Genomic DNA, 24,145 nt, shown 5'->3' on the forward strand with positions numbered 1-24,145 from the left:
AAATAGGCCGATGAGAATTAGCGGCGGACGTAGCTCACATCACTGGTGCCATCGGGTTCCGGCCGACGCAGCAGTGCATTGAACCAGCGGCGCTGTTGCGTAAGATCGCTTTCAATCAGCCACTGCGGTTTATTGGCAACCAGCGCGGCCACGGGCATGCCGTCTTCGTAAAGCACGCGAGCGCCTGCAAGCGCGGGCAGGCGATCACCCGCCAGGACAGTACCGACAAGATTCAACGGATCGCTGCCGCTCAGGCAAATGCATTGCTGTTCCAGCGGGCGCTGCCGCACGCTCCGCAGTTGGCCGATCGCTTCGGGTAACGCAAATTGCTCGCCGACCAGGCCTTCGACGAAACGGCCGCCGCGAATGTCGCCACGCGCTTCAAGGCGATGATAAACGCGCAAAAGTTCGCGCCATGAAGGTAGCCATGGTGCTTCGCGCTCCAGTAGTTTCCAGAACACGACGCCATATCGGCGCAAGAGTGCGCGGGCAATATATTCGATATGTTCGGCCTGCCCTTCGCCGCTTGCAGCGGACGATTGCGGCGAATTGCGCACCAGCGACCATCTTCCGGCGTCTTCGATCTCGCTGAGAGCATGACGACGCACGCGACGATGTTTCGGCGACTCGCGTTTGGCGGCAGGTGTCAGCAACGCACGTAAACCGGCAAAGCTGTCGGCCGTCACGCGACCGGCGGAAACCAGCTCGCCGAGTGCGTCTTCCAGTTCGGTGCGGAGCAATCGCGCGACATCAATCAGCTCATCGAAGAAAAGCGCGCCGTGTGCAGTAAGCGCATCGACGACGGCTTGCGCGCGCGAAGAAAGCAATGTCGCCTGTTCCTGATTACGGTCGGCGATCGATGTCCACATCGGAAGCTGGCGACGCGGTAACAAAACAATCGGCGTCGCACGCACAGGCCCACCGCTGCCGCCGCCGCTGCGCAAACGATTCCAGCCGATGCGGCCGGAGCGGCAAAGTTCGTCCAGCCAGCGGCTGGAATAATCGTCGATGCGAGCAGTTAGCAGTTCGCTTTCCCATGCACCGGCCGCCGCTTCGAAACCTTCGAGTTGGCCAAGCACCGCACTAAGCGAATCGGGTCCGCTCAATCGAGTAGCGGGTGCCGCGTGTTGCCAGTCGAGCAGGAAACGCATCAGGTCGCGGCGGCTTACCGGTTCAATCTCGCGACGAAGGCGGCCGATGGTGTAGCGATGAATGCGCGCGAGCAGATGACGTTCGCACCATTCCACATCGCTGGCGTCAGGCGTGAAGCGGCCCTGCATGACATAGCCTTCCGATTGCAGGCGAATCAGTACAAGTTCCACGTCGGATGTTTCGACGCCAAGCGACGAGGCAAGCGCAGGCACTGTGACGGGGCCCAGACCGGTCAATCGCCCGCGCATCAGTTCGAGCAGCGCATCCTCACGGCTCCATGTTTGTGCTGCGAATTCGGCAGGTGCGGCGATGGGCGGCTGCATGGATACGGCAGGGTGAACAGCCTGCCAAAGCGGAAGTTTTTCTGCGCAGATCCATAGGCTCGCCTCGCGCCTGTCGGGCGAAGAAAGCGTCAGGCGTGTTGCGCGATGGGCGCTGGCCAGTTTATGCAGCCAATCGATCCAACCGGTATTCGCGTCGGCTTCATGCGTTGTGACTAAGCCAAGCACGTTGAGCGCTTCATGCATTTCGTCCGCGCTTCGCACGTCCGGCCATGCTTCGGCGCGCACCGCAGCGATGGCTTCGGGGTCGAGTTTGGCCAGGTCGTCGGTGTCCTCGATGCCGTTCCAATGACGTGTCTGCACCGCGCGCGTGCGGCGCTCTTCGAGTGGCGCATCGTCGAGGAATGCATACGGTGCGGCATTAAGGATTTCGCTCGCAAGCGGGCTCGGTGCAGTGAGGTCGCGGGCGACCACAGTGATGGCACCGGACTCGAGACTCTTGAGAATGTCCAGAAGACCATCCACGTCCATCGCTTCGCGCAAGCAATCGTGCAGCGTCTGATTCACCAGCGGATGATCGGGAATCTGCCGTTCGCCGACGATGTTTTCCAGGCAGGCGACTTGATCGGGGAAAACGGTGGCGAGCAGGTCTTCGCTCTTCATCCGCTGGAGTTGCGCCGGCACCTTCTTGCCACCGGCGTAGCGTGGCAATGCCAGCGCGGTAACCGCGTTCCAGCGCCAACGAACCGGGAACAACGGTGCATCGAGCAAGGCTTGAATCAGGACATGTTCGGCGCTGCTGCTATGCAGATAACGCGCGACTTCTTCCAACGGGAAACTGTGGCTGGTCGACAGGGAAAGCACGATCGCGTTTTCCGTCGCCGCTGCCTGCAATTCGAAATTGAACTGGCGGCAGAAGCGTTTGCGCAAGGCGAGGCCCCACGCACGATTGATGCGGCTTCCCCACGGCGTGTGGATGATCAGCTGCGTGCCACCGGATTCGTCGAAAAAACGTTCGAGCACAAGTGTGGATTGCGTGGGCAGCACGCCAAGCGCCGCTTTTGCTTTGGCGAGGTATTCCACGATTTGCTGGGCAGCCGATTCGTTCATGCCCAGCGCATCGCGTAGCCAGTCGAACCCCGCTTGCACGCCGCCCGCATCGATGTGTGCAACGACTTCTTCGCGCAGCCGCGATACGCCCAGCGACAACTCGTTGCTGCGCCCCGGTGCTTCACCGAGCCAGAATGGAATGCTTGGCGGCGCGCCCTGCGCATCTTCCACGCGAAGGCGGTCGCGCTCGACGCGCTGTATGCGATAACTGGTGTTGCCGAGCTGGAAAATATCGCCCGCCATGCTTTCGATGGCGAAATCTTCATTCACGGTGCCGACGATGGTGGCTTGCGGTTCCAGCACGACGAGGTAATCGGCGGTATCCGGAATGGTGCCGCCGGATGTCACGGCAGTCAGTCGCGCGCCGCGTCGCGCGCGCAATTCATGATGCACGGCGTCGCGATGCACATACGCGCCGCGTGCACCGCGTCGCGTTGTGAAGCCATCGGCGAGCATGCGCACAATCGCATCGAATTGTTCGCGCGGTAGCGTGCGATAGGGATAAGCGCGACGTATCAGCGCAAACAGCGCATCTTCGTCCCATTCCGCACAGGCGATTTCGGCGACGATTTGTTGGGCGAGGACGTCCAGCGGTTGTGGCGGCTGCACCAGCGTGTCGAGTTCGCCGCGACGCACGCAGTCGAGCAGCGCGGCGCATTCAATGAGGTCATCACGGCTGGTCGGAAACAGGCGTGCTTTTGGGGTGCCGTCCACGGCATGTCCGGAACGGCCAGCACGTTGCAGGAATGCAGCGATGGAGCGCGGCGAGGAGAGTTGGCAAACCAGATCAACGTCACCGATGTCGATGCCGAGCTCCAGCGACGCGGTGGCGATCAACACTTTCAGATCGCCGCGCTTCAGGCGCTGCTCGGCATCGAGCCGCTGTTCTTTCGCCAGACTGCCGTGATGCGCGGCGACGACTTCATGCCCAAGGCGCTCGGACAGATGTCGCGCCACGCGTTCGGCCATGCGGCGTGTGTTGACGAATACCAGCGTGGTGCGATGCGTTTCGACCAGTTGCGCGACCTGGTTGTACACCAGCTCCCACATATTGTTCGACATCACCGCCTCCAGCGAAACCGGAGGTACTTCGATGGCGAGATCGCGATCGCGGGTGTGGCCGACGTCGATGATGGTGCAGCTTGTCTCCCTCTCCCCTGTGGGGAGAGGGTCGGGGTGAGGGGCCGCTCTAGCGAAAAGGTCTGCCGTAAAAGGTTGTAGCTCTTTTGAAGTTTCGGGCGAGGCTGACCCCTCACCCCAACCCTCTCCCCACAGGGGAGAGGGAGACAAGCCGGTGCCCTGCCCTATCAGGAATTTCGCGACGTCTTCGATGGGTTTCTGCGTCGCCGACAATCCGATACGAAGCAGGGGCCGCTGACACAACGCTTCCAGCCGCTCCAAGGTAAGCGCCAGATGCGCGCCACGTTTGCTCGCCGCGACAGCGTGAATTTCATCGACAATCACACTGCGCACGCTCTTGAGCATCTCGCGCCCGGAGAGCGAGCCCAATAAGACGTATAACGATTCCGGCGTCGTCACCAGAATGTGCGGCGGTACTTTGCGCATCAGATTGCGCTCCGCTTGCGGCGTGTCGCCGGTGCGCACGGCGGTGCGAATGGGCGCGTCGGGCAGGCCGAGTTTTTCGAGCTCCGCGCGAATGCCGTCGAGCGGGGCTTCGAGATTGATGTGGATGTCGTTCGACAGCGCTTTCAGCGGCGATACGTACACCACGCGCGTTTCATCGGGCAGCGTGCCGCCGCGCGCGACGCTTTCCTGCACCAGCGCATCGATCGCCGAGAGAAACGCGGTGAGTGTTTTACCCGAACCGGTCGGCGCTGCGACAAGCGTGTGCTGACCGGCGCGAATCGCCGGCCACGCGCGCGTCTGCGCGGTCGTCGGCGCAGGAAACGTGGCGTCGAACCACGCAGAAACGGCAGGATGAAATTCGTGCAGAGGCATCGTCGATGTCCCGCCTTGGAGCGGGTGCGGTTCGTCGATCATACATAGGGCCTGTTGCCGCGCGGTAAAGGCCTTCCCCTGGACTTCCGGTGGCCTGCCGACAGCTTCGGCAGCGGCTGTCTCATACGGTGAGACAGACCTGTTTCACCGGGAATAACCACTATTTCCGCCCTGCCCTCATCAAACGGCGCGCTGACCGAAGTAGCGGGCAGGCGAGTCGCCGAAACTGCGGCGGAACATGGCGATGAAGGCGCTGGTGCTGGCGTAGCCCAGTCCATCCGCGACGGCGGCAACCGGTGTGCCGTCGGCGAGTTGTTCGAGTCCGCGAGTGAGCCGCGCTTGCTGCCGCCATTGCGCAAAACTGAGCGCAGTTTCCGCGCGGAACAGGCGGCTGAGCGTGCGTGGCGATAAACCGGCCCACGAAGCCCATTCTTCAAGACTGCGGTTGTCTTGCGGGTTTTCCATGACGGCATGCGCGATACGCAGGAGCCGCCGGTCGACGGGCATCGGCAAATGCAGTGGTTCGCGCGTCGCGATGCGCATTTCATCGATCAGCACGCCAAGGATGCGTTCCTGTTGCTCGTCCAGTTCGGCATCCCAAGGCCAGGAGCTGGCGCGATGGACAAGCTCGCGCATCAAGGAACTCACGCCAATCACCGCCGGATGATCGGGCATGCAGCGGCTGATTTCCGGTGTCATGAAGACACCCCAGCCGCTCATCACGCCGCTGAGGGTGACGGTGTGCATTTCGCCGGGTGGCATCCAGCCGGCGCGATGCGGCGGCAGCAGCCACGAGCCGCGCTCCGTATGCACATGAACCAGACCGCTTTCCACACACCAGAGCTGGCCGCGTATATGGCTATGCCAATCGTATTTGTGCGTCTTCTGGCTGTACTCGCTGGTGGCTTCGCCTTCGTCCCAGTAGGCGATGACGGGCTGTCCGTCAGCCCGCTCTATGAACTTGTGGAATTCCTCATCGGATTGCGACATGGCCGGTTCTCGACATTTTTTGGCCAAATAACGTTATCAGCTTATCGCCGATTTTGCTTAATCTTTCAGCAATCCGGTGGTTAAGCCGGATCCCCACGCCGCTGCCGCCGCTCGCGGACCCTTGCCAAGCCCAGGTCGGAGGGACCCGCGCAATTTCTTTTTTTGCGCGAACCGAAACCTGGATGTCTATGTCTGTCTTTCACGGTCCCTCCCGTTCGTTCGTCTTTTAGAGCGACATCCGTGATCCCCTGCAACACACAGAACAAGGAATAAGGCTATGTCCCCGATCCAACTGGTTTCCCTGCGGTCCGAAGTCTCCCGCGCCCCGGTCGAGACCTTTGTCGCCTGCGCCCATCAGATGCTCGATCCGGCCACCCCCGAGGCCGTTCGCCGAGCGATGGAGCCCCGTTTGCTGGCGCAATTGCCGGCGTTGCGGGCTTTGGGCGTGTTCGAACTGTTCGAATTGCGCAATCCGGCGCTGCGCGCCTGGTTGGGCGATGAGCTGGCCGAGCTGACCGCCGACGCGCAGCAATAATTCACTTCTAACCATTTGCCTGGACAATAGGTGCGCAAAACATATTTGCCTTGACAAATATTCTCGGGGCAATAATAATGCGCACCCATGAACCCCGGCCCCGTCATCACCCCGACCAGCCAAGAGAGTCTTGGCACCCTGCTCGCCCTGGTCCGCGCCGAACTGGTGCGGTCGCTGGAGGCGGAAATCGCTGCGAAGAAGCTCGATTTGCGCTTCACTCAGTTCCTGATTCTCAAACGGCTCGCCACCTTGGGCCCGATGTCGGCCACCGAGCTGGCCCGATCTGTTGAACTGGACGGTGGTGCGATGACACGCCAGCTGGATCAGCTGGAAGGCAGGGGCTTATTGCGCCGCTGCCCGCACGAACAAGATCGCCGCGCCTTGCGTATCGAGCTGACCGACGCGGGCGATCAGTTGTGGCAACAACTAAGCGGTTGTAACGAGCGCGTCTTGCAGGCAGCGCAGCGTACGTTGAGCAACGCGGAAAGTGCGCAATTGCACGACTACCTGGAGCGCGTCTTGCGCGCGCTTCGCGACAAGAACTGATTCACTTCGACTTCGAGATAGAAAGCCATGCGTCTGCATATTCTTGCGGCTGCTGTTGGACTGACGTTAGCCCTTGCCGGCTGCGTCACGAGCGGTGGTCTTCATACGAATGGCACGTCGATCGATCCTTCCACGCTGAAAGCTGATCGCAGCTTTGCCAACGTGCAGGTCTCCGATGCGGCGTGGCCGAAAGAAGACTGGTGGACGGGGCTGGGCGATCCGCAGCTCAATACGCTGATTGCCGAAGCCCTGCATGACAGTCCCACGCTCGCCGTCGCCGATGCGCGTGCGCGTGCGGCACAAGCCGAAACCGGCGCCGCAAACGCTGCACGCGATCCGTCGGTGAGTGTCGGCGGTAGTGTCGCCGAAGCACGCATTCCCACCACGCTACCGCCGATTGGCAACGGTCACACCGGTGCTGCCAAGTATGTGTACGGCAGCTTCAAGTGGGACCTTGATCTGTGGGGCGGTCATCGCGCTGCATGGGAAGCGGCGCTGGGTCAGGAGCGTTCTGCCGAAGTGGATGCGCAAGCGGCACGTGTGGAGCTTTCCACCAATGTCGCACGCGCGTATGTGCAACTCGGTTACGCCTATGCGCAACAGGATGTCGCTGTCGCCGAATTGAAGCGCGCGAATGACGCACGCAATCTCACGCATCAGCGTGTCGCCGCAGGCATCGATAGCCAGACGCAGTTGAAGCAGAGCGACTCCGAAGTCGCGACCGCGGAAGGGCAGAAAGTACAAACCGATCGCGCGATCGATGCGGCACGTTCGTCGCTGGCCGTGTTGCTTGGCAAGGGTCCGGATCGTGGCCGCGACATCGGTCGTCCGCAGTTGCTGCCGCCCTCTGCATTGACGGTACCGTCGAATGTGCCGGTCGAATTGATTGGCCATCGCGCGGATCTGGTTGCTGCACGCTGGCGCGTGGAAGCGTCGAGTAAGGACATCAAATCGGCGAAGGCCGAATTCATGCCCGACGTAAACATCGGTGCACTCGCCGGTTTGGTGGCGCTCGGCGGCGGCAATCTGTTCCAGGCGCAGTCGCGTTTCTATGAAGTGGCGCCGGCGATCAGCCTGCCGATCTTCGACGGTGGCCGTCGTCGCTCGAACTTGAACAGCAAGGATGCGCAATACGATCTGGCCGTTGCGCAATACAACCAGACGCTGGTGTCGGCGGTAAACGAAGTGTCCGACGACTACGACGCACTCAATTCCGTGCAGCAGGAAATCGACGCACAGCAACGTGCCGTCAGCGCCGCTAGCGATGCGTGGAACCTCGCCGAGCAGCGTTACAAGGCAGGCATCGGCAGTTATCTGGAAGCACTGAGCGTGCGCCAGGAATTGCTGGCTGCCGAGCAGCGCATGGCGACGCTGCACGCACAGCAGAGCGATCTGAATGTGCAACTGATCCAGGCACTGGGCGGCGGCTTCCGTCCGCAAGCCGGTACCGATGACCAGACTGCCGAAAAGCAGCTGGTCTCCAACGAATAAACCTTCCAATACTTTCTATTGTTCCTGAGGCAGCCCCATGTCCAGCCCGAATCCCACCGCCGCCGCCGCACCCGCCGCGCCCACTGTGCAGGCACCGCCGCCGAACAATCGGCGCGGTTTTCTGCTGCGGCTGGTTCTCATCATCGTCATCCTTGGCATCATCGGATGGACGCTTTGGTATTTCCTCGATGGCCGCTGGTACGAAGGTACCGACGATGCGTACGTCAACGGCAATATCGTGCAGATCACGCCGCGCATTAACGGCACCGTCATCACCATCGGCGCCGACGACGGCGATCTGGTGAAGCAGGGCGATGTACTGGTGAAGCTCGATCGCTCCGACGCCGATGTCGGACTGCAGCGCGCGGCGGCGAATCTCGCCAGCACCGTTCGCAAAGTGCGCGGTCTTTACAGCACGGTCTCCGGTGCACAGGCGCAGCTCGCCGTGCAGCGCGTGGCGCTGGCCAAAGCACAGGCCGACTACAACCGCCGCCGCGATCTCGCCAAGACTGGCGCGATCTCCAATGAAGAACTGTCGCACGCACTGGACGCGCTCAACTCGGCGCAGAACGGCCTGACCACGGCCCAGCAGCAGTTGCAGACGAACAGCGTGCTGGTCGACGACACGGTGGTCGCATCGCATCCGGATGTGAAAGCTGCAGCCGCGCAGTATCGCGCTGCGTATCTGGACGATGTGCGCACGACGATGGTTGCGCCCGTTACGGGCTACGTTGCCAAGCGCACCGTGCAGGTCGGTCAGCGTGTGCAGCCTGGCGCCGCACTGATGGCCGTCGTTCCGTTGCACGAAGTGTGGGTCGATGCGAACTTCAAGGAAACGCAGCTCAAGCACATGCGTATCGGTCAGCCGGTGGAAGTGACTTCCGACGTGTACGGCAGTTCCGTGAAGTACAAAGCCCAGGTCGAAAGCCTTGGTGTAGGCACGGGTAGCGCGTTCTCGCTGCTGCCGGCGCAGAACGCCACGGGCAACTGGATCAAGATCGTGCAGCGTATTCCGGTGCGCGTGGTGTTCACCGATCCGTCGCAGCTGGACAAGAATCCGCTGCGTATCGGCATGTCGCTCGATACCGACGTGAATCTGCACGATCAAAGCGGCCAGACGCTTTCGCAGCAAGCACGTACCGAGCCGCGCTTCACCACCGATGTCTTCCAGCAGGAAATGGCAGACGCGAATGCGCAGATCGATCGCATCATTCACGACAACATGGCTGGACAGCATTGATGGGGCAGGGGATGGATCGCGTGCACGCATAACAACATGTGCATGCATCGCGATGACGGCTTGAAGACAACCGTCACCGCATTCGCGACATCCATCCCCGCTTCGGCACGACAACCGTTGCCCAACTCCAAGCATATTCGGATCTCATGAACACCCATTTCCGTCCACCCAACCTGGTTCTTGCGACAATCGGTTTGTCGCTGGCCACGTTCATGCAGGTGCTGGACACCACGATCGCCAACGTGTCGCTGCCGACCATCGCCGGTAACCTCGGCGTGAGTCAGGATCAGAGCACGTGGGTGATTACGTCCTTCGCGGTGAGCAATGCCATCGCGCTTCCGCTCACCGGCTTTCTCACGCGCCGCTTCGGCGAGGTGAAGTTGTTCGTGTGGGCCACCATCCTGTTTTCGATGGCCTCGTTTTTGTGCGGCATCGCGCAGAGCATGGGCATGCTGATCGGTTTTCGTGCGCTTCAGGGCGCAGTGGCCGGCCCGATGTATCCGATCACGCAGGCATTGCTGATCTCGATCTATCCACCCGCAAAACGAAGCATGGCGCTGGCGCTGCTGGCGATGGTGACCGTCGTCGCGCCGATTGCCGGCCCGATTCTGGGCGGCTGGATTACCGACAATTATTCGTGGCCGTGGATCTTCTTCATCAACGTGCCGATCGGCATCTTCGCCAGCATGGTGGTGTCCAACCAGATGCGTTTGCGCGAAGTGGTCACGCAGCTGCCGAAGATCGACTACGTAGGCTTGATCACGCTGGTGATCGGCGTCGGTGCGTTGCAGGTGGTGCTGGACAAGGGTAATGATGACGACTGGTTCAACTCGACCTTCATCGTCATTACGTCGATCGTTTCGGCCATCGCCATCATCATCTTCCTGATCTGGGAGTTGACCGACAAAGACCCGATCGTCGACCTCAAGCTGTTCCGGCATCGCAACTTCCGCATGGGCACGATTGCGCTGGTGTTGGCGTATGCGGCGTTCTTCGCCATCGGCTTGCTGGTGCCGCAATGGTTGCAGCTGAATTTGGGTTACACCGCAACCTGGGCAGGTTTGGCGACCGCGCCGCTTGGCGTCATCCCCGTGTTGCTCACGGTGATTGTCGGCAAGTACGCCACGCGATTCGACTTGCGTTTGCTCACCAGCGGCGCCTTCGTGGTGATGGGTGCGACGTGTTTCCTGCGCTCGAACTTCTACATCGGCGTCGACTTCGAACATGTTGCGCTGGTGCAGCTGTTGCAGGGTCTGGGCGTGGCGTTCTTCTTCATGCCGGTGACGACGATCCTGCTGTCGGATCTGCGGCCCAACGAAATTGCTGCCGGTGGCGGCCTGGCTACCTTCCTGCGCACGATGGGCGCCAGCTTTGCGGCATCGCTCACCACCTTCCTGTGGCAGCATCGCGGCATCATGCATCATGCGCGGCTGGCCGAGCAGATCACGCCTTACAATCCTGACGTGCAGCAAGCGTTGGCCCAGACGGGCAATTCGCAAACCGCAGTCGCGGTGCTGGATCAGACGATCACGCTGCAGGGTTTGCAGATTTCTTTCAACGAGGTCTTCCATCTGCTTGGATGGATATTCCTGTCCCTGATCGTCGTGATCTGGATGGCGAAGCCGCCGTTTGCAGCGAAGGCTGGTGCGGGTGGTGGCGGTCACTAGATCTAAAGAAGCCAACTTAAGTCTCTGACCTGCATAGCCGCGAGATTTGCTCCTCCCCCTGCTTGCAGGGGGAGGTTGGGAGGGGGTAAGCCTTTGCCAATAATTCCAAGGCAAAAAGCTTGACCCCACCCCAACCCTCCCCTGCAAGCAGGGGAGGGGGCACGAACAACGGCAACGATGGCGACGTAGAGAAATACATCTACAGTTTCCAGAAACAACAACGGCCCCAATCGGGGCCGTTGTTTTATGTGCAGCAGGAAGGCGATGAATCAGAACGCGATGCCTGCGACCACCATCGTCTCGCCACGGTTCGGCTCGTGGAAGCTACCGTTGGAGATGTGGCGCACACCAAGGCTCCAGTGATTGCCCTGGTAGCCAACCGTCGTGACGAACTCATAGACGCTGCTCAACGACTGCGTGCGTCCGGTATGCACGGCCGGCTGGAAACTCAGGAACAGCGGCTGATACCAGGCGTTGGCCGGGCCGTAGTGCAGTCGTACACCGCCGGCCAACAACCAGATGTTGTCGCGCGTCGTGTAAGGGTCGTTGTTGTATTTGGCAACATTGCGGCCATCGATCCAGCCGCCAGTGATATCGGGCGACCAGGTGAAGTTGCTGCTGCCGATCTGGCTAGGATCGAAGATGACTTCGCCAAATGCAGCAGGTGCGCTGTAGCCGTTGGATGGGTCACCCATGTAACTGACGCCGCCCTGTAGCTCGAAACGTGCAGCCATCGCAGGAAGGGCCGGTAAAGCAAACATCAGTGCGGCCGCCAAGCCGCGAGTAACGGGATGAATGCGCATCTTTATACCTATGGGGATAGGGACTAATCGTTTGTGTACTTTTAAGTTTACTAATGATTTAGGCCTGTGGCTAGGTACAAATAAGGCCATTTTTGCAACTTACTGTTTCTTGGAACTGCGTAAGCGCATAGATTGTTGAGGCGAAGGGTAAATCTTCAAGCCTATTGTCGCGGAAGAATGTCCACATCATGTGTTCGGTCCATGGCGCTTTATAGACCTATGGATATCTAGGAATGCCGGTGGCGATGGTGTAGGTCCGGGTAATGCGGGTGGCTATGGCGCAGCGGCTCATGCGTATGCGGATGAGTGTGCGGTTCCTTTCCATCCCACGGAAAATCATGATTATGCTGATGATGTTCGTCATGCCGATGACGATGGTTGTGCGTGATGACTTCATGCACATGTTCATGCTCGTGACGCTCACTCACATGCAGCCACACACCGAACATCATGAGTGCGCCGGCAAGCCAGAACGCGACGGATGTGTGTTCGCCGAAAAGCAGCAACGCCACACAAGCACCCAAAAAAGGCGCGGTTGAAAAGTAGGCGCTGGTGCGTGCCGTGCCAAGCGAGCGCAACGCCAGCACGAAAAGCACCAGGCTCACACCGTAGCCTGCCAATCCAAGAAGACCGGCCACCAGTACATGCGATAGGGCAGGGAAGCGATAGCCGGCTATGAGCGCTATCGCGATGTTGATGCAACCCGCCACCGAGCCTTTGACCGCTGCGATCTGCACTGGATCGCTACCGGAAATCGGGCGCGTGACATTGTTGTCGATCGCCCAGCAAAGACATGCACCGACGATGGCCAATGCACCCATCAGCGACGTGCCATATCCACCAGATTGCATGGAAAGCAGGACGCCGCCGGCAACAATGGCCAGCATGCCGAGCAAAATGCGTCGGTCGACATTTTCCCGAAAAACCACCCATGCAAGCACCGCCGTGAGCACGCTTTCCATATTCAAAAGCAGCGACGCCGTCGACGCAGGCGTGTGTGCCAAACCGAGCAGCAGCAGCAGCGGACCCAACACACCGCCGAAGACCACCGCGCCGATCAGCCAGGGCCCATCGCGCCGCGACAGCGGTGCTTCGTGGGACACCGCAGATCTGCGCCGTTGCCACAACATCCAAAGCAACAGGCCGGCGCCCGATCCTGCGTATAACAAGCCCGCAAGCATGCCGGGCGCGACGGAGCCAAGCAGCCATTTCGCAAAAGGCGTGCTCACGCCGAACAACACTGCAGCCAACAAAGCCTGAGTGATACCTCTGGCGTAGCTGGCGTTGCCGACTTTCATCTCACGTCGCCACAGCGCTGGCCTGCTTGGTCGCCAGGCATTGTGCGATCTCGAGAAACGCGTTCACCATCGGATTGCTGGCATCATCGCGATAAATGGCCCAGACGGCGGTGGCCGCTTCCATATGCGCGACCGGGCGGTAAACGACGTTCTGCACCATCATGCGTTGCACCGAACCCGGCAACACCGCGACACCAAAACCGCCCGAAATGAGTCCGATGATGGTCGGCAGCTCGCGCACTTCATAAAGAATGCGCGGACTGAAGCCCGACTTCGTACACAGCGCAATCACTTCGTCATACAGCCGCATGCCGAGAGGACGCTGAAAGAAAATGAAGTCCTCGTTCGCGAGCTCGCCAATGTCGATCGGCCCTGGCGTGGCAGCGAGCGGATTGCTCGAATGCATCACCACGGTCAGCGAATCCTTGAACAATTCGATCGCCTTGATCCCGTCCGGCAACGCGTCAGGACGAATCACGCCGACGTCGATGACACCTTGCTCCAGCGCATCGATCTGATGCGAGGAGGCCAACTCGTGGATGAAAAGGCGCACGTCCGGAAGACGTTCGCGGAAGCGCGCCAGTACGCGCGGCACTACGACGGTAAACGGGCCCGATGACATAAGGCCAAGATGCAACTCGCCGACCTCGCCACGTTGCGAGCGTGCCACGGACTCGGCCGCGCGTTCGGCTTGCGTAAGCAGGCTGCGTGCGCGCGGCAGCAGCGCGCTGCCTGCGCTGCTCAGCACGATGCCGCGGCCCTTGCGTTCGAACAGCTTGGCGCCCAGCCGCTGTTCCAGTGCATGAATCTGCTGGCTGAGCGGTGGCTGCGAAATACCCAGGCGCTCCGCGGCGCGACCGAAATGCAGCTCGTCGGCCACGGTGACGAAGTACTTCAGGTGCCGAAGTTCGAGATATTCATTCGTCATGCGTATGGAGCCATTCGCTTTACTGTATCGATCTTAGCAAGTCGTACAACTAATCTTTACGTCTATCGATGGTATTCCCCATGCCAGCGGTAGTCCGTCGTAACCGGAATTTGCATGTAAGCGGAGCATGCGGCTGTCCCCGGCAGCTGCAGACCGGCCTTTTAGCAATACGCGGCCTGAGGGGCTCCGCCCCCATTTCCTGGAGTCATTCCACATGCTTAGGATTGTACGGCTAGCGCTGGAGCGGCCTTATACATTCGTCGTTCTCGCGCTGCTGATCCTGATTGTCGGCCCATTGGCCGCGTTGCGCACGCCTACCGATATCTTCCCGGACATTAAAATTCCGGTGATTGCCGTGGTTTGGCAGTACACGGGCCTCTCGCCCGACCAGATGGCCGGGCGCATTTCGTCGCCGTACGAGCGCGTGCTCACGACGACGGTCAACGACGTGGAGCACATCGAGGCGAAGTCGATCAACGGCTTCGGCATCATCAAGATTTTCTTCCAGCCGGGCGTCAACATTGCGACAGCCAATGCACAGGTTACGGCGGTTTCGCAAAACATCCTCAAGCAGCTGCCGCCCGGTGCGACGCCGCCGTTGATCCTCAACTACAATGCGTCCACTGTGCCGATCCTGCAGCTGGCGCTGTCGGGCAAAGGCCTTACCGAGCAGAACCTGGGCGACCTGGCGCAGAACATCCTGCGTCCGCAATTGGTATCGGTCGCCGGTGCGGCGATTCCTTATCCGTACGGCGGCAAGACGCGTCAGGTGCAGATCGACGTCGATTCGGCCGCGTTGCAGGCGCGTGGATTGTCGGCGCAGGACGTTGCCAATGCATTGGCGGCGCAGAATCTGATCATTCCGGTCGGTACGGAAAAGATAGGCAAGTTCGAGTACACCATGAACCTCAACAACGCGCCGTCGAATATCGACGATCTGGGTGCGTTGCCGATCAAAGAGGTCAACGGCACGACTATCTATATTCGCGATGTTGCGCACGTGCGCGACGGCTCACCGCCGCAGACCAACATTGTGCACGTGGACGGCAACCGCTCGGTGTTGCTGACCGTGCTGAAGAACGGTTCGGCCTCGACGCTGGCGATCGTGGCCGGCATCAAGCAGCGCCTCGCCGACAGTCGCGGAATTTTGCCGGACAATCTGAAAGTCGTGCCGATCGGCGATCAGTCATTGTTCGTGCGCGCAGCCATCAGTGGCGTGGCGCGCGAAGGCATCATCGCCGCGGCGTTGACCAGCCTGATGATTCTGCTGTTCCTCGGCAGCTGGCGCTCCACCGTCATCATTGCGATCTCGATTCCGCTGGCTATTCTCGGCTCGATCATCCTGCTGTCGGTATTCGGCGAAACGCTGAACATCATGACGCTCGGCGGTCTTGCGCTGGCGGTGGGCATTCTCGTCGACGATGCCACGGTGACCATCGAAAACATCAATTGGCATCTTGAGCACGGCAAGGATGTGGAAACGGCGATCATGGACGGCGCGCGCCAGATCGTGACGCCGGCATTTGTATCGTTGCTTTGCATCTGTATCGTGTTCGTGCCGATGTTCTTCCTCGAAGGCGTCGCGCGCTTCCTGTTCGTGCCGATGGCCGAAGCAGTGATGTTCGCGATGATCTGCTCCTTCATCCTCTCGCGCACGCTGGTGCCGACGATGTCGAAGTACTTGCTGAAACCACATGCGGCGGCGCACACGAGCGAAGAGCAAATGCGTTTGCCGCCGTCGCGCAATCCGCTGGTGCGCTTCCAGCGTGCCTTCGAGGCGCGGTTTGAGCGAGTGCGTGCGACGTATCACGGCATGCTCGATCTCGCGCTGGGGCATCGTAAGCCGTTCGTGGTCGGCTTCCTCGCATTCGTGCTCGTGTCGTTCCTGCTCGTTCCGTTCCTTGGCCGCAACTTCTTCCCAGATGTGGATGGCGGCCAGATCCTGATGCATGTGCGCGCCCAGGTCGGCACGCGCGTGGAAGACACCGCCAACGTGTTCAACAGTGTCGAGCAGACCGTGCGCAGCGTGATTCCGCCGGAAGAAATCGGCACGCTGGTCGACAACATCGGCCTTTCCGCCAGCGGTATCAACACCACGTACAACAACACCGGTCTTGTCGGTGAGCAGGATGGCGATATCCAGATTGCGTTGAACGAAGGCCATCACCCGACCGCTGGCTACGTGCGCAAGCTGCGCGAGCTGTTGCCGCGCAAATATCCCGGCGTCACGTTCTCGTTTCCACCCGCCGATATCGTCAGCCAGATTCTGAATTTCGGTTCGCCTGCGCCGATCGATCTGCAAATTCGCAGTCCGAACATCGCCGCCAATTTTGCGTATGCGAACACGCTGCTGGGACAGATCAAGAAAATCCCTGGCGTTGTCGATGCGCGCATCCAGGAGTCGCAGGCCAATCCCACGTTCGACGTGAACGTCGATCGCACGCAGGCGCAGCTGGTGGGTATCAACGAACGCGACATTACCAACAGCCTCGTCGTCGATCTTGCCGGGTCCAGCCAGGTCGCGCCGACGTTCTGGCTCAATCCGGCCAACGGTGTGTCGTACCCCATCGTGATGCAGGCACCGCAATACGCGCTCGATAGCCTGGAGTCGTTCCGTAATCTTCCGATCAACGGCAGCAGCGGTCGCACACAGGTGCTGGGCGGTGTGGTCACGCTCAAGCGCAACGACACCAACGCCGTGGTCGATCAGTACGACATTCAATCCCTTGTGCAGATTTACGCTGCAACACAGGATCGCGATCTCGGTGCCGTGGCGGCCGACGTGCAGAAAGTGATCGACGGCGCGGTGAGCCAGCAACCGAAGGGTGCGCACGTCGTGCTGCTCGGTCAGGTGCAAACGATGAACAGCGCTTTCACCGGTTTGCTGTTCGGTCTGATCGGCGCGGTGGTGCTGATCTATCTACTGATCGTGGTGAACTTCCAGTCGTGGAGCGATCCGTTCGTGATCATCACCGCGTTGCCTGCCGCACTGGCCGGTATCGTGTGGATGCTCTTCGCCACGCATACACCGCTGTCGGTGCCGGCATTGACGGGCGCGATCATGTGCATGGGTGTGGCGACCGCCAACTCCATTCTCGTGGTCAGTTTCTGCCGCGAGCGTCTCGCCGAACACGGCAATGCGGCGCTTGCTGCGCTTGAGGCCGGTTTCACGCGCTTCCGTCCTGTCTGCATGACCGCGTTGGCGATGATCATCGGGATGGCGCCGATGGCGCTCGGTCTAGGCGAAGGTGGCGAGCAGAACGCGCCGCTTGGCCGCGCCGTGATCGGTGGCCTCATCTTCGCTACCGCTGCCACGTTGTTATTCGTGCCCGTCGTTTTCAGCATCATCCATGCGCGTCACAGCCATGCCCCGAAAGAAGCGGACGCCTCCGGAGAACCCAGCTATGTCGTCTGAAGCCATGCAACATCCTTCCCAGTCGTTGTCGCGTCGCGGCTTGCGCCTCACCGGCATCGTTATCGCGGTCGTGCTGGTTGCCGTCGTAGTGATCGGACTGATCACACGCGCCACGCAGGCCAGCAATCTGAAAACGTGGACGGCAGAGCAAGCCGTGCCCACGGTCAGCATCGTGACGCCAGAGGCAAGTCCGAATGGCCCCGTGCTCGATCTGCCCGGCCGATTGGAAGCGTATATCCGCGCGCCGATCTATGCGCAGGTGAGCGGTTATCTGAAAGACTGGAAAACCGATATCGGTGCGCCGGTGAAATCGGGCCAGTTGCTGGGCGAAATCGATACGCCCGAGCTGGATCAGCAACTGCTGCAGGCACGCGCCGATCTCGCCAGCGCCAAGGCGAATTCGGAGTTGGCCGGCATCACCGCAAAACGCTGGCAAGCGATGCTCGGCAGCGATTCGGTGGCGCAACAGGATGTCGATCAGCGCACTGGCGATTACGCCGCCAAAGTCGCGTTGATGAATGCCGCGCAGGCAAACGTCGATCGCCTGATGGCCGCTAAGGCATTTGCACGCATCGTGGCACCGTTCGATGGTGTCGTCACGGCGCGCGATACGGACGTGGGTGCATTGATCAATGCAGGCGGCGGCACCACCGGTCCGGAACTGTTCGTCGTATCGGATATCCGCAAACTGCGCGTCTACGTGCAGGTGCCGCAGAGCTTCGGGCCGTCCATTCGCGTGGGCAGCAGCGCGGCGCTGATCGTGCCCGAATATCCGGGCAAGGAATTTCATGCGCAGGTTATTGCCACGTCCAATGCGGTCAATGCAACGTCGGGCACGACGCTGGTGCAGTTGCTCGTCGACAACACGGACAGCACATTGATGCCTGGCAGTTTCGCGCACGTGCATTTCAGTTTGCCCGTCAATACGCAGGCGCTGCGCGTGCCAGCCAGCGCGCTTATTTTCGACAATGCCGGCTTGCGCGTCGCGACCGTTGGCGAGGGCGACAAGGTTGCCTTCAAGAAGGTGAGTATTCTTTCCGACTACGGCAAGACGGTGGAAATCGGCTCGGGCCTCACGCACGGCGATCGCGTGATCGACAGCCCGCCCGATGGCATCAAGGACGGCGATGCCGTAAAGGTTGCCACCAACGACGCAACGGCCACGCACCATGAAAAAGCGTGATTTCGCTACCGCACTCGTCGTCGCCGTAGCGTTGAGCGGCTGCTCGCTCGCGCCTGCGTACAAGGCTCCTGTCACACCCACAGCGCAGACGTATCAGAACGTCGGCCCATGGGTGACCGCGCAGCCATCCGATCAGTTGCCGCGCGGCCAATGGTGGCAACTCTACGGCGACAGCGAACTCAATCAGCTGCAGGCGCAACTGCTGGTCAATAACGCTACGCTCGCCGCTGCATTGGCGCATTACACCCAGGCGCAAGCGTTCAGCGCCGAAGCCCGGTCGGAACTCTTCCCGCAGATCGGCGCGGGCGCCGACGGCATGCGCCAACGACAGTCCAACACGCAACCGCTGCGCAGCGCGACGGCTCCGAACGTCTACAACTCGTATGGCGTAGGCGTGCAGGCCAGCTACGAAGTCGACCTGTGGGGACGCGTCCGCAACACGGTCGAAGCCGGTCGCGACGACGCGCTGGCTGCATCTGGTGATCTGGCTTCTGCCCAGCTGAGTCTGCAAGCACAGCTTGCAGACTGCTACATGCAGTTGCGTGGACTCGATCAGCAGATTGCCTTGCTGCAGGAAACGATTCAAGCGTATGAGAAAGCGTTGAAGTTGACGCAGACGCTGCACGCAGGTGGCATTGTTTCCGGGCTGGATGTATCGCGCGCTCAAACGCAGTTGTCGGATGCGCGTTCGCAGTGGTCGCAGTCCGTTGCGCAACGTACCTTGATGCAGGATGCCATCGCCGTACTGGTCGGCGAAAACGCCTCTAACTTCAGCTTGCCTTCGCAAACGGCTGCTATCGCGTTGCCCGTCGTTCCAGTGGGAACGCCATCGACACTGCTGCAACGTCGCCCGGATGTCGCTGCGGCAGAACGACGTGTGGCAGCGGCCAATGCACGCATCGGTATCGCGCGCGCAGCTTGGTTCCCCTCTCTCACGCTCAATGCGCAAGGCGGCTTCGAAAGCAGCGCATGGAGTGGTTTGCTCACGGCACCGAATCACGTCTGGACACTTGGCCCCACCCTTGCGGTCGATCTGTTCGATGGTGGTTATCGCAAGGCGACCATCGAGGCGGCGAAAGCCAAGACCGATGAAGCCGGTGCGAATTACCGCGGTGTGGTCCTCGATGCCTTCCGCCAGGTGCAGGACAACCTTGCGTTGCTCGACAACCTTGGCACCGCGAGCACGAATCAGAAAGATGCTTCCGATGCGGCACAGCATGCGCTGGATCTGTCCATGACCCAATACAAGCATGGCGCCGTAAGCTACCTCGATGTGGTGCAGGCGCAAACCGTTGCCTTGCAGGAAAAGCGTGGCCTGCTGGACATCGACACGCAGCGTCTGCGTGCCAGCGTCCAGCTGATTCGCGCGTTGGGCGGCGGCTGGTCGGCCGATCAGCTCGCGCGCAAGTAAGCGATATCGCTATGACCCTCTCCCTGCGCGGGGAGGGTCACTTTTCTGCCGGGCGGCAAGCTGTGAGAATGGACGCAACCGCCAGGACACGACCATGAGCAACAAGCCCGCCGACACCGAATCCAGCACGGAAAGCACCCCGGATGCCCCGGTCCCGCCGGGCAGCATGCACCGCCCGGCGCATAGTCCCCTGGATACTATCGACATCGCCGCCACCGACGACGTCTTGCACGACGCGGCGCTGCGAAATTCCAGCCTGCGCGTGCCCCGCTAGTTTTACAATGAGATTGCAATCTTCGCGGGCCACCCGGTAACCGGATTATCCGCAAAACTGTCACAGATTCTTGGGCAAACTTGACCCATCCATCGCAGGGCAGAGGACCGACCATGGTTTTGGCACAACAACTGGATGCAACCGAACTCGACGCTCTCACGCGCATTGCGGAAGGGCGGGGCTCGACGGTCTCCAATCACGTTGCCAGCCGCCTGCTCACCGTGGGATTGGTCACCCACATGGACTGCGTCGCTGCCAGTCATGCGCGGCTTGAACTCACGTCCGCGGGACTCGCGGTCATTCGCTCAAGCGATCAGTAAGTGCAAAAGAGGTAGTCAAGACCTCGCCGGTCCTGACTACCTTCAGGCAATCAGCCGTCTATTTGGAAATCAGCAGCAGTAGCGATTGACCGCACTGGCTGTACGTCGCGCCTGCACCGCCGATCAACGTTTCATTGCCCGGTGTGACCCAGGTATTGGGCCCGTCGTTCCAGTCGCAGGTATCCGTCACGCGGTACCAGTTCGTGCCGGTCGGCGGCGCTGGCAACGTGAAGGTGACGCTGCCAGACCAGCCGTTGTACGCGATATAGATCGAGTTGGCATCGCCAAACGATGCGCCATCCACGGTGTAAGCAATCGAGTAGTTGCTAGTGTTGTTCCAGTAGCTGCTCGTCGCGACGGCACCGCTGGGTTCATACCAGACGACCTGGCTGCCGGTGTACCACGTGACCGGCCGCAACGCCGGATGCGCGAGACGGAATGCAACGGCACGTTGCGCGAAGTTGTAGAAGTTCGACTGATTGGTGTTCCAGCTGTAGTTCAGCCAGTTGGCGGTCGAATCGAGGTTGTACGCATTGTTGTTGCATTGAAGCGAGCGTAGATATTCGTCGCCGCCCTGCATGATCGGCGTGCCTGCCGACAGCATCACGAATGCAAGGCCCGTGCGTGCAGCGCGGCGCTGATCCAAAGCGGTGCCGGTACCTGCCGACATGCCTTGATCCCAACTGTAATTGGTCGTTGTACCACCACTGGACGGACCGTACGGCCACGCTTGATTGTTGCTGGAGCCGTTGCACGAATACACATCGTTGAGCGTCAGGCCGTCATGGATATCGATAAGATTCGTCGAATTCCAAGGCGAGCGTCCATTCGCCTGAAAAAGATTGGACGATCCGGAAAAATCATTCGCATCCTGCGTGATGTAGATCGTCATGTTGCCAAGCTCGTTTTGCGCCTGACGCAAGCTGTCGCGGAAAAGACCATTCCACTCCGACCAACCCACTGGAAACCCGCCAAGCTGATAGGAATTGCCGCCGATGGCCCATGGTTCCGCATACAGATCCAGTCCGCTACCACCGCTTGCGGGGCGAACGGTGAATTCGCGCAGGATGCGATTGATCGCGACGTTCGAATCCGATGCGTCGAAGTTGTAACCACCGTTCGGACAATTCGGCGCGGCCGATTCCGCAGCTCCGTTCAAACAACTATTGCCAAGCACCGACGCAAGATCGAAACGGAATCCGTCTACGCCCATAGCGTTGGTCCAATAGGCGAGCGAATCGACGATCAGGTTCTGTGCGACGGTATTGTAGGTATTGAAATTCGCGCCGGTACCGGTGTTGTCGTAGAAGTATTGATTGGTGGAATCGAGTTCGTAGTACGTCGCGTTATCCAGTCCGCGCCACGAATAGCTTGTCACCGTAGTGGGATCGGAACTGCTCCAGCTGCCGCCCTCGGCCGTGTGGTTGTAAACCACATCCATATAGACCTTGATGCCGGCGTTGTGAAACGCCTGCACCATCGCCTGAAATTCCGCCGTCGGGCCGCCCGCTGCCTTGTTATAGGCATAACGGCGATCGGGTGCGAAATAATCCTCGGTCATGTAGCCCCAGTAATTCTGATCGGCATCGGAATCGGGAATGACATCGTTCTCGTCGTTCTGCGTTTCCTGCACTGGCAGAAATTCCACGGCTGTTACGCCAAGACTGGCCAGATAACTGGCCTTGAGTCCTGCGCCGTAATAGGTGCCCTGATACTGCGAAGCAATGCTCGGGTCCTGCTTGGTCAACCCGCGCACGTTCACTTCGTAAATCACATCGTCTTTCTGTGCACGGGTCGGCTTCGTGCCGGTGTTTTGCGTGCTCGGTGCAAGCACGATGCCTTTAGGTGCGTACGGACCGCTGTCGATCAGTCGATACGCTGTTCCGAATGACGAGTCGACCGTGCCGCCAGTCGCGAAGATATCGGCGTTCTGATTCTGCGCATTGAGCGGGTCCTGGCTGATTTCCCGCGCGTAGGGATCGAGCAGCAATTTGTTCGGATTGAAGCGGTTGCCATTCGCGTCGACGTCCGAAACGAAACCGGCGGACGACCCCTTCGTCCAGCTCGAGGAATACGTCCAGTTCGGTCCCCATGCGCGATATCCGTAGTAAACCGCGCCGGTAATGCCTGCGGTTTGAATCGACGACACCGGTACAACGACCTGCCAGACGCCACCACCTTCATTGGTGAGCGCGTACGTGGCCGATTCCTGCGAGCCGTAACCACTGGCGTAGAGATACAGCACCATGCGAGTCGCATTGGCGGAATAAACGCGGAAGGTAATTTGCGTTTGCTGCGAGTTGTAACTGGCACCGAGATTCATGCTGTCGATCGATGCTTGCGCGGGCTTTACAGACACTGCGAACAGGCCGATGCAAATCAGCCACGCGGCAAAAATCTTCATGCACTTCATGTGGATCTGCCTCCATCCTGCTTCGTTGATGAACAGGTGCAACAGCCGTGTGCGTGTTCTCCCCGGAACACGCCTGCCATTTGGAAGGCCAGATCTATCGCGCGTTATGTGGCGATACGAAACGGACTATGCGGCAGCCAGTGCGGCGCATAGTAGGAAGCATCGCGGTGCAGCAACCAGCGTATGCATACGTATTCATTGCATCGCGGTGCTGATAAGTGTGAAGGCTATGTCATTTCGACAAAGACTTCGGAAAGTCTTCGTCGATCATGCGCACACTAAGAAGTCGTAATAAGCTGCCGAAACAATCTCACCACGGTGCTGCGACGATCGAAATCGATTCCCAATAGACGGGTACTTTCGATCCGTGTGAGTCGACGGTTGCCAGCGTGCTCGGATGCGCGGAACGCGTCCAGTTTTCCGATCGGAGGAAGTCGAGCGCGACAGTCAGGTTGCCTCGCAATGCCGGCACCGCATCGCGGGTGATGTCTTGCAGTCCGGTATGTGTGCACACCGACTTCATCGATTCGTAGGCAGAGATGATTCGGTAGTGGTCTCTGATCAGCAGGCCCGCGAATGTTTTGTCGAATGCATCGCCATTGAGTGATTGCAAAGCGGTGAGCGTTGCGTCGTTGCTCGCGGCCACCGGCTTCGCTTTGCCTTGCGCAGTCGTCGCTGCGAGCACTTGGGAAAGTTTTGCATCAAGCGCGGTGCGCTCCTGGATGATCGCGTTGGCCAGCGCCACGATCTGGGGATTGGTCGATTTCTTCAACGCCATCTGCGCCATCGCGATCTGCGCTGCATCGTCGGACATGGCTCGATTCAAGAACGCCTGTTCCTCGGCGCTGAGTGTCTGGTTCTCAGCCGCGGATGCGACGCCCGCAGCGAGGGTGAGGCACAGCATCACCAAGGTGATCGAAACAAACGTATTGAAATAGGCGAAGCGCATCGGTGTATCAACCTGGTCGCACGAGCCATGGAGCCCCTTGGCAACCAATGTGGACTTTCAATAGTTCACTTTGCGTTTGATTTTCGTCAGTTGCGTATGTGGCGGCCGATTTGGTTTGCGTTTCTTTGGGGACCTCAACGCTTCGTGAGTAGCGGATGAGGTGCGCCATCACCCCGACTT

Annotated in this window: 17 protein-coding genes; 10 read left to right on the plus strand and 7 right to left on the minus strand. The window is 60.1% G+C overall.

Going from position 1 to position 24,145, the window contains the following annotated elements:
• Positions 1 to 17: 17 nt before the first annotated feature.
• Complete coding sequence (locus tag EKH79_RS13575) at positions 18 to 4,502, minus strand: DEAD/DEAH box helicase (protein ID WP_126674348.1); 4,485 nt, start codon at positions 4,500 to 4,502, stop codon at positions 18 to 20.
• 180 nt (positions 4,503 to 4,682) lie between these two features.
• Positions 4,683 to 5,492 carry an AraC family transcriptional regulator gene (locus EKH79_RS13580; protein ID WP_126674349.1) on the minus strand — a complete coding sequence of 270 codons (810 nt, stop codon included), beginning with the start codon at positions 5,490 to 5,492 and terminating at the stop codon, positions 4,683 to 4,685.
• Positions 5,493 to 5,769: 277 nt separating this feature from the next.
• On the opposite strand from EKH79_RS13580, the gene EKH79_RS13585 reads away from it, so the two are divergent.
• The 5 genes from EKH79_RS13585 to EKH79_RS13605 all read left to right on the plus strand — a co-directional run bounded on the left by EKH79_RS13585 (position 5,770) and on the right by EKH79_RS13605 (position 10,971).
• On the plus strand, positions 5,770 to 6,027 hold the full coding sequence (locus EKH79_RS13585; RefSeq protein ID WP_126674350.1) for a hypothetical protein: 258 nt from the start codon (positions 5,770 to 5,772) through the stop codon (positions 6,025 to 6,027).
• A gap of 87 nt (positions 6,028 to 6,114) precedes the next feature.
• A complete protein-coding gene (locus EKH79_RS13590; protein ID WP_126674351.1) occupies positions 6,115 to 6,573 on the plus strand; it encodes a MarR family winged helix-turn-helix transcriptional regulator in 459 nt (152 codons plus the stop codon).
• A 27-nt stretch (positions 6,574 to 6,600) separates the two neighbouring features.
• On the plus strand, positions 6,601 to 8,064 hold the full coding sequence (locus tag EKH79_RS13595) for an efflux transporter outer membrane subunit (protein WP_126674352.1): 1,464 nt from the start codon (positions 6,601 to 6,603) through the stop codon (positions 8,062 to 8,064).
• 37 nt (positions 8,065 to 8,101) lie between these two features.
• Complete coding sequence (locus tag EKH79_RS13600) at positions 8,102 to 9,304, plus strand: HlyD/EmrA/EmrK family protein (protein ID WP_126674353.1); 1,203 nt, start codon at positions 8,102 to 8,104, stop codon at positions 9,302 to 9,304.
• A gap of 146 nt (positions 9,305 to 9,450) precedes the next feature.
• Positions 9,451 to 10,971 (plus strand): DHA2 family efflux MFS transporter permease subunit, encoded by a 1,521-nt coding sequence (locus EKH79_RS13605; protein WP_126674354.1) that lies wholly within the window; start codon positions 9,451 to 9,453, stop codon positions 10,969 to 10,971.
• A 269-nt stretch (positions 10,972 to 11,240) separates the two neighbouring features.
• Here the strand turns inward: EKH79_RS13605 and EKH79_RS13610 are convergent, their stop codons facing one another.
• From EKH79_RS13610 to EKH79_RS13620, 3 genes are all read right to left on the minus strand, one after another.
• Complete coding sequence (locus EKH79_RS13610; protein WP_126674355.1) at positions 11,241 to 11,774, minus strand: acyloxyacyl hydrolase; 534 nt, start codon at positions 11,772 to 11,774, stop codon at positions 11,241 to 11,243.
• A gap of 227 nt (positions 11,775 to 12,001) precedes the next feature.
• On the minus strand, positions 12,002 to 13,072 hold the full coding sequence (locus EKH79_RS13615) for a DMT family transporter (protein WP_126674356.1): 1,071 nt from the start codon (positions 13,070 to 13,072) through the stop codon (positions 12,002 to 12,004).
• A gap of 1 nt (position 13,073) precedes the next feature.
• Positions 13,074 to 14,000, minus strand: coding sequence for a LysR substrate-binding domain-containing protein (locus EKH79_RS13620; protein WP_126674357.1), 927 nt, complete (start codon positions 13,998 to 14,000; stop codon positions 13,074 to 13,076).
• A 214-nt stretch (positions 14,001 to 14,214) separates the two neighbouring features.
• On the opposite strand from EKH79_RS13620, the gene EKH79_RS13625 reads away from it, so the two are divergent.
• The 5 genes from EKH79_RS13625 (at position 14,215) to EKH79_RS13645 (ending at position 20,603) form a co-directional block, all read left to right on the plus strand.
• Positions 14,215 to 17,415: an efflux RND transporter permease subunit gene (locus EKH79_RS13625; protein WP_126674358.1), complete on the plus strand. Its 3,201-nt coding sequence runs from the start codon at positions 14,215 to 14,217 to the stop codon at positions 17,413 to 17,415.
• On the plus strand, positions 17,405 to 18,598 hold the full coding sequence (locus tag EKH79_RS13630; protein WP_126674359.1) for an efflux RND transporter periplasmic adaptor subunit: 1,194 nt from the start codon (positions 17,405 to 17,407) through the stop codon (positions 18,596 to 18,598). The genes EKH79_RS13625 and EKH79_RS13630 overlap by 11 nt, the downstream gene beginning before the upstream one ends.
• Entirely contained in the window at positions 18,585 to 20,009 is a 1,425-nt protein-coding gene (locus EKH79_RS13635) for an efflux transporter outer membrane subunit (protein WP_126674360.1), read from the plus strand. Before EKH79_RS13630 ends, EKH79_RS13635 begins: the two co-directional genes overlap by 14 nt.
• A 94-nt stretch (positions 20,010 to 20,103) precedes the next feature.
• Positions 20,104 to 20,283, plus strand: coding sequence for a hypothetical protein (locus EKH79_RS13640; protein ID WP_126674361.1), 180 nt, complete (start codon positions 20,104 to 20,106; stop codon positions 20,281 to 20,283).
• A 113-nt stretch (positions 20,284 to 20,396) separates the two neighbouring features.
• Entirely contained in the window at positions 20,397 to 20,603 is a 207-nt protein-coding gene (locus EKH79_RS13645; RefSeq protein ID WP_126674362.1) for a hypothetical protein, read from the plus strand.
• A gap of 58 nt (positions 20,604 to 20,661) precedes the next feature.
• On the opposite strand, the gene EKH79_RS13650 is transcribed toward EKH79_RS13645, so the two are convergent.
• Together EKH79_RS13650 and EKH79_RS13655 are read right to left on the minus strand one after the other, a co-directional pair.
• On the minus strand, positions 20,662 to 23,016 hold the full coding sequence (locus tag EKH79_RS13650) for an isoamylase (RefSeq protein ID WP_126674363.1): 2,355 nt from the start codon (positions 23,014 to 23,016) through the stop codon (positions 20,662 to 20,664).
• Between the two features lie 310 nt (positions 23,017 to 23,326).
• The gene (locus EKH79_RS13655) at positions 23,327 to 23,965 is read right to left on the minus strand and encodes a DUF4142 domain-containing protein (RefSeq protein ID WP_126674364.1); all 639 of its coding nucleotides are present in this window, start codon (positions 23,963 to 23,965) and stop codon (positions 23,327 to 23,329) included.
• Positions 23,966 to 24,145 lie beyond the last annotated feature (180 nt).

It is taken from the genome of Dyella dinghuensis, assembly GCF_003977615.1.
Classification (GTDB): Bacteria; Pseudomonadota; Gammaproteobacteria; order Xanthomonadales; family Rhodanobacteraceae; genus Dyella_B; species Dyella_B dinghuensis.